Origin of the sequence: Dialister sp., from assembly GCF_051885895.1 — a bacterium.
In the GTDB taxonomy this organism is placed as follows: domain Bacteria; phylum Bacillota; class Negativicutes; order Veillonellales; family Dialisteraceae; genus Dialister.
On the sequence record NZ_JBJEXP010000113.1, the window covers coordinates 1 to 8,243 of the forward strand.

General features: G+C 50.0%; 6 protein-coding genes. 4 read left to right on the forward strand and 2 right to left on the reverse strand.

The window, feature by feature from the left end; translation table 11 throughout:
- A partial coding sequence (locus ACI4N7_RS09485; RefSeq protein WP_439733118.1) for an MFS transporter occupies positions 1 to 1,203 on the forward strand: 1,203 nt, incomplete at its 5' end.
- A 203-nt stretch (positions 1,204 to 1,406) separates the two neighbouring features.
- On the opposite strand, the gene ACI4N7_RS09490 is transcribed toward ACI4N7_RS09485, so the two are convergent.
- A complete protein-coding gene (locus ACI4N7_RS09490; protein ID WP_439733119.1) occupies positions 1,407 to 2,813 on the reverse strand; it encodes an SLC13 family permease in 1,407 nt (468 codons plus the stop codon).
- 213 nt (positions 2,814 to 3,026) lie between these two features.
- Between ACI4N7_RS09490 and ACI4N7_RS09495 the strand changes: the two genes are divergently transcribed.
- The gene (locus ACI4N7_RS09495) at positions 3,027 to 3,944 is read left to right on the forward strand and encodes a LysR family transcriptional regulator (RefSeq protein ID WP_439733120.1); all 918 of its coding nucleotides are present in this window, start codon (positions 3,027 to 3,029) and stop codon (positions 3,942 to 3,944) included.
- 167 nt (positions 3,945 to 4,111) lie between these two features.
- Here the strand turns inward: ACI4N7_RS09495 and gyrB are convergent, their stop codons facing one another.
- The gene (gene gyrB, locus ACI4N7_RS09500; protein WP_439733121.1) at positions 4,112 to 6,061 is read right to left on the reverse strand and encodes a DNA topoisomerase (ATP-hydrolyzing) subunit B; all 1,950 of its coding nucleotides are present in this window, start codon (positions 6,059 to 6,061) and stop codon (positions 4,112 to 4,114) included.
- Between the two features lie 307 nt (positions 6,062 to 6,368).
- On the opposite strand from gyrB, the gene ACI4N7_RS09505 reads away from it, so the two are divergent.
- The gene (locus ACI4N7_RS09505; RefSeq protein ID WP_439733122.1) at positions 6,369 to 7,277 is read left to right on the forward strand and encodes a transglycosylase domain-containing protein; all 909 of its coding nucleotides are present in this window, start codon (positions 6,369 to 6,371) and stop codon (positions 7,275 to 7,277) included.
- A 125-nt stretch (positions 7,278 to 7,402) separates the two neighbouring features.
- Positions 7,403 to 8,050 carry a hypothetical protein gene (locus ACI4N7_RS09510; protein WP_439733123.1) on the forward strand — a complete coding sequence of 216 codons (648 nt, stop codon included), beginning with the start codon at positions 7,403 to 7,405 and terminating at the stop codon, positions 8,048 to 8,050.
- Positions 8,051 to 8,243 lie beyond the last annotated feature (193 nt).

An 8,243-nucleotide genomic window follows, 5' to 3' on the forward strand; every position in this document is an offset into this window, starting at 1 on the left:
AAAATGACTTTATGCCGCGTTATTGCTTTCGGACTGCTGGCCTGCCTGCTTTATGGTGCTGGCGCCGGCCTGCGGGCAGATATCGGCATCCTGCTGATACCGCTTAGTCAGCACAGCGGCGTCTCCTATGAAGATGTCAGCTTCTGCATCGCCGTCATGCAGCTTGTTTTCGGTCTGATGCAGCCGGTCTTCGGCATGATTGCCGGGAGGCGTTCAAACCGCTTTGTCCTTGGTGTGGGTATCGTGATGATCGGCCTCAGCCTGGCAGGCATGATACTGGCCCGGTCTTTCGCTATGCTCCTTTTATCCCTGGGTCTCTTTTTCGGCTGCGGTGCCGGAGCGCTGGCCTTCGGACTCATTCTTACCTCGGCGGTATACTTCGTAGGAAGAAGCTATGCCATGATTATTTCGGGTATGCTCAATGCCGCCGCCGGTATGGTGGGGTTCATCCTGTCCCCGCTGCTTCAGTTTTTTATAGACCGCGGCGGCGTGGTGTGGGCATTGATGTTCCTGATTGTGCCCGTTATCCTGCTCATCCCTGCTTCTCTCATTGTCACCTCACGGGACCCGAAGCAGCGGGATATCCAGGCAGGGAAGGAAGAAAAGGAATTATCCCGGGCATCGCTGGGAAAAGTTTTCCATCATCGCATATTCCTGCTTCTTCTAGGAGGCTTTTCAACCTGCGGTTTCCATATGGTTATCATTGAGTCTCATCTTTTTTCACAGTTTATCCTATACGGCATGGAAGCGGAAGCAGCCAGCTGGGCCTTTTCCGTCTACGGCATTGCAACCATCTGCGGGGCTCTCCTGTCCGGCGCTTTGTGCAGTACCCTGAACAAGGGGAAAATACTGGCTTTTCTCTATGGCTTCCGTGCGGTCTGGACGGCCTTGTATCTCTTCCTTATGCCAAAGACCTTCCTTACGGCGGTCATTTTTGCCATCGGACTGGGGATGACCGGGGATGCCACTGTGTCGCCGACGGCAGGGCTGGTCAGTGAAAACTTTACGCTTCGCCAGGTTGCCACCCTCATGGGTATCCTCTTTCTGGCCCATCAGATCGGAGCCTTTTTCAGCGCCTGGCTGGGCGGCGTTCTCCTTACAGTTACCGGCGGTTATACTGCCATCTGGCTCATTGATATTGTTTTGTGCCTCTTTGCCTGTATCGTCAGCGGATGCATAGGAAAACAAAAGGACTGCGCATGAATCAAAGTCTTCATGCGGCAGTCCCTTTTTTCGTCCTGGAATCATAGAGAGAAAGCAGATCATTTCCACTGAACAAAGGTGCAAATGGTCTTACCATTCATGGGACGAAAGGATTTACAGAATATCCGGGGAGGGGAAACAGGGCCGTCCTGTTTCCCCTCCCCGGCAGGATAATTGATGACATATGGGAAACGGCTGTATGTTTACAGTTCACTGAACAGAGGAATAAAATTCATAAATGCTGTACAGGTCAGGGTGGTCAGCATGACAGTCAGGAAGGAAAGAACAGCGCCGTACCGGATCTGGGCGGAGGCGGAAAGACCGTAGCCGATAGGAATGGCTCTGGTGGAAATAGGAAGAATATAGGCGCAGTTGTATGCGGCAATAGTACCTAAAATGTAGGGAACAGGGTTCAGGGAAAGAGAGGTGGTAATCCCGATCACTACCGGAATGGAGATGGAAGCGGAGGCAGTGTTGCTGGAAATCTCCGACATAGCGCAGGCAAAGATGCAGGCCATGGCCATCACGGGAAGTCCCGGAGTGAGGTTCATGGCGGCAATGAGATGGGAGAGCTCTTCAATGGCTCCTGTTTCAATGACCAGTTTTCCCAAAGCCAGGCCGCTGGCGAAAAGGGCAATCATGCCCCACATGGCGTGGCTTTCCGCATATTTCCAGGTAAGCATGGGCTTCCCGTTTTCATCCTTGAGGAAGAACATAAGCATGCCCAGGAAGAGAAATACATAGGCCGGTTTCATGGCCGGGAGGAATGGCGCAAAGAGGGGACGCAGGAAGGCCAGCAGCGTAGCGGCGGCAAAGAGAAACAGACCGATGCGTTCGCCCCGTTTCATGGGGCCGAAGGAGGCGTACATCTGACGGAAATATTCCTTCGTGCCGGGAAGTGCTTTCAGTGGACAGGGCAGGAAGAAAAGGAAAAGCAGGTTCATCAGGAAAATAAGGGCAAGAACCGGCAGGAAGCGGATGACCCAGTCGAAATACATGAATTCATGGCCGGTCAGTTTTTCCAAATAGGAAATGGCCACCAGATTGGCGGAGGAACCGATAGGAGAGCCGAATCCGCCGATACCGCTTCCCCAGCCGATAGCAAGGAGAATAGGAATGGCGGTTTTGCTGGAGCTGATATCCTTTTCACCTACGAAATGAAGCATAGCGACGGCTATAGGACAGAAGATGGCAGCTACTACCACGTTGGGGAGAAAAATAGACAGCACCGTGGATGCCAGAAACCATACGAAAATCTGGCTCTTCATGGAGGTGCCGATGGAACAGAGGGCTTTCACGGAAATCCGTTTGTCCAGTCCTGTAGTGGTCCAGGTAAGGCAGATCAGGTCGCTCCCCAGAAGGAGGACGGCGATTTCCGAAAAGTACTGGCTGATGACATGATCCATGGGAATCAGGGCAAAAAAGGAATTGATGACAATAGGAATAAAGGCGGTAACGTAAATGGACACGGGGCGAAAAATCCACCACAGTGCCATCCATAAAGCACAGGCCAGAGACAGGGCCGCTGCCGGCTGAAATGTTCCGGTCAGAAGCCAGGCGGAAAGACCAAAGGCGGCGGGGCCGCTTAGCAGTTCAAAATTTTGTTTCATGGAAAAGACCTCTTTTGAAATAGTGGGATAATGGAGGTATTGCGGCAGGCGGCTGTATTTCCGAAGTCTGACGCAGCTGCTTTGTGTCAAGACGGAAATATCAGGGCTGCCGGCTGTGCCTCTTTTAAACCTATTATATCCGCAGGAAACTACATTGAAAAACTGTTATTTATTGTATATAATACAGTAAAAATACAGTAATAGGAGGAAAACATGAACTTTTTAACCATGAAATATTTCCTCATGCTGGCAGAGGAGAAGAACTTCACGAAAGCGGCGGAGAAGCTGCATATTACCCAGCAGACCCTGTCAGCCCACATCGCGGCTCTCGAAAAGGAGACAGGGACAAAGCTCTTTATACGTCATGTACCGCTGGAACTGACGGATAGCGGTGAGGTATTTCTCCGCTATGCCCGCATGTTTGCCAGAAATGAACTGGCGCTGAAACGGGAGCTTTCCGATATGTCCGGCCATTTTCAGGGAGTGCTCCGCATAGGTATCGCTCCTGCGCGGGGGCAGGTGATGCTGCCTTCCGTCATTGATCGGTTTCAGCGGAAGTATCCATACTGCGGGATCCATCTTTTTGAAATGGATAATGAAAATATATGGAATGCATTGAAACGGGATGAAATCGACGTGGCTATGGCAAGGCTTCCCGGAGAGATGCCGGGAATTTCCCACAGACCCTGGATGAAGGAGGAAATTGTCCTGCTTATGGCGAAAAAACTGGCAGATGCGCTGTGGGGAAAGAAGGGCGCCTCCCTTTTTGTCCATCCGGAAGAAAGGAAAAAGGGACTGTCTTTTCATTTTGCGGACTGCCCTTTTCTTCTGAATAGTGAGGGGGATATTGCGGGAGCCCTGGCAAGAAAACTTTTCCGGGATGCAGGTTTTAATCCGAGGATGGCCATGGAGTCGGAAAATATGGGAACCATGCTTCGAGTATGTCTTCTGGGAAGAGGGGCCTATTTCTGCCCGGGCAATCTGGCGGACTCTCTGCTGTCGCCGGATGAAAAGGAAAAGCTTTATATCATGCATTTTGCTGAAGGGCAGTATGAGTTATCTTTCGGTTATCAGACAGATGCCCATCGATGGAAAATGATAGAAAAATGGATCGATGAGGTGAAACAATGACATGCAAAAAGAAACTCACCGGCATAGCTGGTGAGTTTCTTTTTATGTGGTTCCGGATGTGTGTTGAAAGGTGATAACCGCTTCGCCCGGCGGGGCAGCTGTATACCTGATCTTTTGATTCCTTTAGATCTGCGGAACCGGGGACGCGAAGCGCCCTATCGTATTGATTACAAATCCAGATTGGTGACTTCCTTGGCGTGTTCTTCGATGAACCGGCGGCGGGGTTCTACTTTATCTCCCATAAGGATGGTAAAGAGGCGGTCTGCTTCAATGGCATCAGTCAGTTCAACCTTCAGCATAACCCGCTGTTCCGGATTCATGGTTGTATCCCACAGCTGTTCCGGATCCATTTCCCCAAGGCCTTTGTAGCGCTGGATGACGCAGCCGTCGCGGCCGATTTCATCAAGCATGCGGTTCTGCTCATCATCATCATAGGTGTAGTATTTCTGGCGGCCCTTTCTGATCTGGTAGAGAGGCGGCTGGGCAATGTACACATGGCCTTCTGTAATGAGGGGCTTCATGTACCGGTAGAAGAAGGTAAGAAGCAGGGTGCGGATATGGGCGCCGTCTACATCGGCATCGGTCATGATGATGATTTTATAGTAACGCAGTTTGGTAATATCAAAGTCTTCGCCTACGCCGGTACCAAAGGCGGTAATCATGGTGCGGATGGCATCGGAGTTGAGCACTCTGTCCAGACGGGCTTTTTCTACGTTCAGAATCTTTCCGCGGAGAGGAAGGATGGCCTGATAGCGGCGGTCGCGGCCTGATTTGGCGGATCCGCCGGCGGAGTCCCCTTCGACGATGTAGATTTCTGTAAATTTCGGATCTTTTTCCGTGCAGTCAGCCAGTTTGCCTGGAAGGCTGGATACTTCCAGCGCATTTTTCCGGCGGGTCAGCTCTCTGGCACGGCGGGCCGCTTCTCTGGCACGGCTGGCGGTGATGCCTTTTTCTACAATGGCTCTTGCCTCCTGGGGATGCTCTTCCAGGTAGGTTTTGAGACCTTCGGAAACAATATTGTCTACGATGCTCTTTACTTCCAGATTTCCCAGTTTTGTCTTGGTCTGGCCCTCGAACTGGGGGTTGGGCACCTTGACGGAAATGACGCAGGTAAGACCTTCCCGTACGTCATCACCGGTCAGATTGTCTTCATTCTGCTTTAGTATGCCGCTTCTGCGGGCGTAGTCATTGAGTACGCGGGTGAGAGCGCTGCGGAAGCCTGCCAGATGCATGCCGCCTTCGACCGTATTGATATCATTGACGAAGGTATACATGTTTTCACTGTAGCCTGTCTGGTACTGCATGGCAATATCTACAATGACCTTGTCCTTCTCCCCTTCAAAGGCGATGACAGCCGGATCCACCAGATCCTTGCCTTCATTCAGGAACTGTACGAATTCCGTAATGCCGCCGGCATAGTGGAAAACATCCTGATGGGTGGCCCCGTCACGGTTATCGGTGAGGGTGATGGTCAGTCCCTTGTTCAGGAAAGCCAGCTCACGCATACGGATTTTCAGGGTTTCATAATCAAAATCAATGCCTTCCTTGAAAATCTGGATATCCGGCTTGAAGGTGACGGAGGTACCGGTTTCATCTGTCTTTCCGTAAGTCCTCATAGGCTCTGTGACATCGCCCCGGGACAGCTTCATTTCATGGAAATGACCTTCCCTGCGTACCACCACTGTCATCCATTCAGACAGGGCATTCACAACGGAAATACCGACGCCATGCAGACCGCCGGAAATGGGATAGCCGTCGCCGCCGAACTTGCCGCCGGCATGAAGGACAGTAAGCACCACTTCCATGGCAGGTTTGCCTGTTTCGTGCATGCCGGTAGGAATACCGCGGCCGTTATCGGTTACTGTGCAGCTGCCGTCATCATTCAATGTTACTTCGATGTGAGTGCAGTAGCCTGCCAGTGCTTCGTCGATACTGTTATCAACGACTTCATACACCAGATGGTGCAGGCCCCGGGCGGAGGTAGAGCCGATATACATGCCAGGACGGAGCCGGACTGCTTCCAGTCCCTCCAGTACTCGTATATCCTTGGCACCGTAATCGCTTTTGCCGTTCTCTTCAGCGTGGCGGGCCTGAATTTCATGAATTTCTTCAGACATAAGACACTCCTTGACAAAAAAATGCAGCGGCCATTGAATCAGTGCTTCCTCAATTGGTCCACTGCCTTTATATATATACAATAATATATGATATTGTTTATAACTATTATAGCATAAATAAGAGAGTTCTGCATGGATGGGACTGCGGCTTCCTTGGCCCTGCGGCTAAGGCTCCGGCCTGCCGTCAGGATTACGGATGTGCCCTTCAGGAATAGAGACGGCTGTCGTCTCTTCCTATCCGATTGTGAAAGATATGGTACAATAAACAAATAGGCATATTCTATTTTTACCAGGCAAGAGGAATCCTATGAAAAAATTTTTATTTCTTCTTATTATACTGGGCTGTGCAGTGTACTGGGGCATGTCCCAGGGAGATGATCTCAGCCGCCAGGCAAAGGCTTCTCATGGAGGAGCTGCTGTTTCCCATGAAATCAAGCCGGCAGAAGAGGACAAGGGCATTGTTTCGGAAATCAGGGAAACCGTTTCTACCTTGATTTCCGGTATGTCTTCTTCTCCTACGACATCGGGAACTGTAGAAAAGTCTGAAAAGCCGGCGTCTTCTTCCGTGGTGCGGGATAAGGCGGACAATGGGACTCTCCGTGAAAAATGGGATGATGTGGCTCATTTCAAAGAGGCGCTGGAATCCAGAATCCATCGGGATAAATTCGTCCCCTATGATCAGATTCCGGATCTTTTGAAAAAAGGGATCATTGCCACGGAAGATCGGCGCTATTATGATCACGGCGCCGTAGATATCATCGGTGTGGCCCGGGCATTTATCACCAATTCCATGGCCGGGCAGACTCTGGAAGGAGGAAGCACCATTGCCCAGCAGACAGTCAAAAACATCTTTCTCTCCAATGAACGCACCATGACAAGAAAAATGGAAGAGCTGGCACTGGCGGTGCAGCTGGAAAGGAATTATTCAAAGGAAGAAATTCTGGAACTTTACCTGAATACCATTTATTTCGGCCATGGCGCCTATGGCGTGGGGGAAGCCAGTCGGATCTATTTCGGCAAAGCACCCAAAGATCTGGATTTGTCGCAGTGCGCCATGCTGGCAGGTCTGCCCCAGGCACCTTCCGCCTATGATCCCATCAGCCATCCTCAGGAAGGAACCAAACGTATGACCACGGTGCTGGCACTTATGGCACAGGAAGGCTATATCACACCGGAAGAGGCGGCCAAATCAGCCATGCGCCTGTGGCTGAAGTAAAGGATGCTTTTCAGGCAGAACGGGGCAGAAAATTTACTGCCCCGTCTTTTCACCGTTTCCTGACGCGAGTATAATAAAGAAATGCAGATGATGCTGCGAAAATCTTTGAGCAGGGGAGAATTTCTATGGATTCTTTAACTTTTATTATTATTGCGGTCATTGTTACCTCCATCGGATTCCTTATCGGATACCAGATGATTCGCCTCCAGAAAAATGTGGCTAAAATTGTAGATCAGATTATCGACCATCATAAGGGCGACAGAAGCTTCCGTGATCAGGAATTCCTTCACTATTTCCGTGCAAATGGAAATATCTGGCTCTCCGCTATGGATGATAAATTCAAAAAAATGCTGTCCATGCAGAAATATACAGCCATGGCAGCTATCGTGGTGGCCGTTGTCATCATTGCCCTTTCCATTACAGAAAAGGTATATCCGCTGGCTGCCTATCCGGTCATCCTGATTCTGTTCCTGGGCAGAAACCTTATGGAATTCAGAAGCGTGGCATCGGATGACAAGACAAACAGCAGAAATGCAGTAGTTTACTACAAGAAATCCTATCCCGAGGATGGGATGGCAAAAAACAGCAGCGAAGGGAAATGTGCGGATAAACTGGCAGGCTGGTTCCTTATTGCCAAAAGAACAGCCATCCGTACCGGCAAACTGGGAACAGGGAGCAAGGCATCTGCGGCAGACAATGAACCCAGGCCTTCCAGAGCCGTGAGAAGAGGAAGCCCGGGAAGGACCATCCAGAGACGGAGAGGCAGAAGATAAAATAGAATAGGTTAATAAAAACTGTGGAACTGCATTGAGCCGTTCCACGGCTTTTTTTTATTTATAAATGAATAAATATTCTTTAAATAGGATAAAATATGGGAAAAATATCAAAATAAATGAATAAATATTTGACAAACTGGTATATTTATACTATTATGAGAACTATAAAATAAAGGGAAAAGAGATGAAA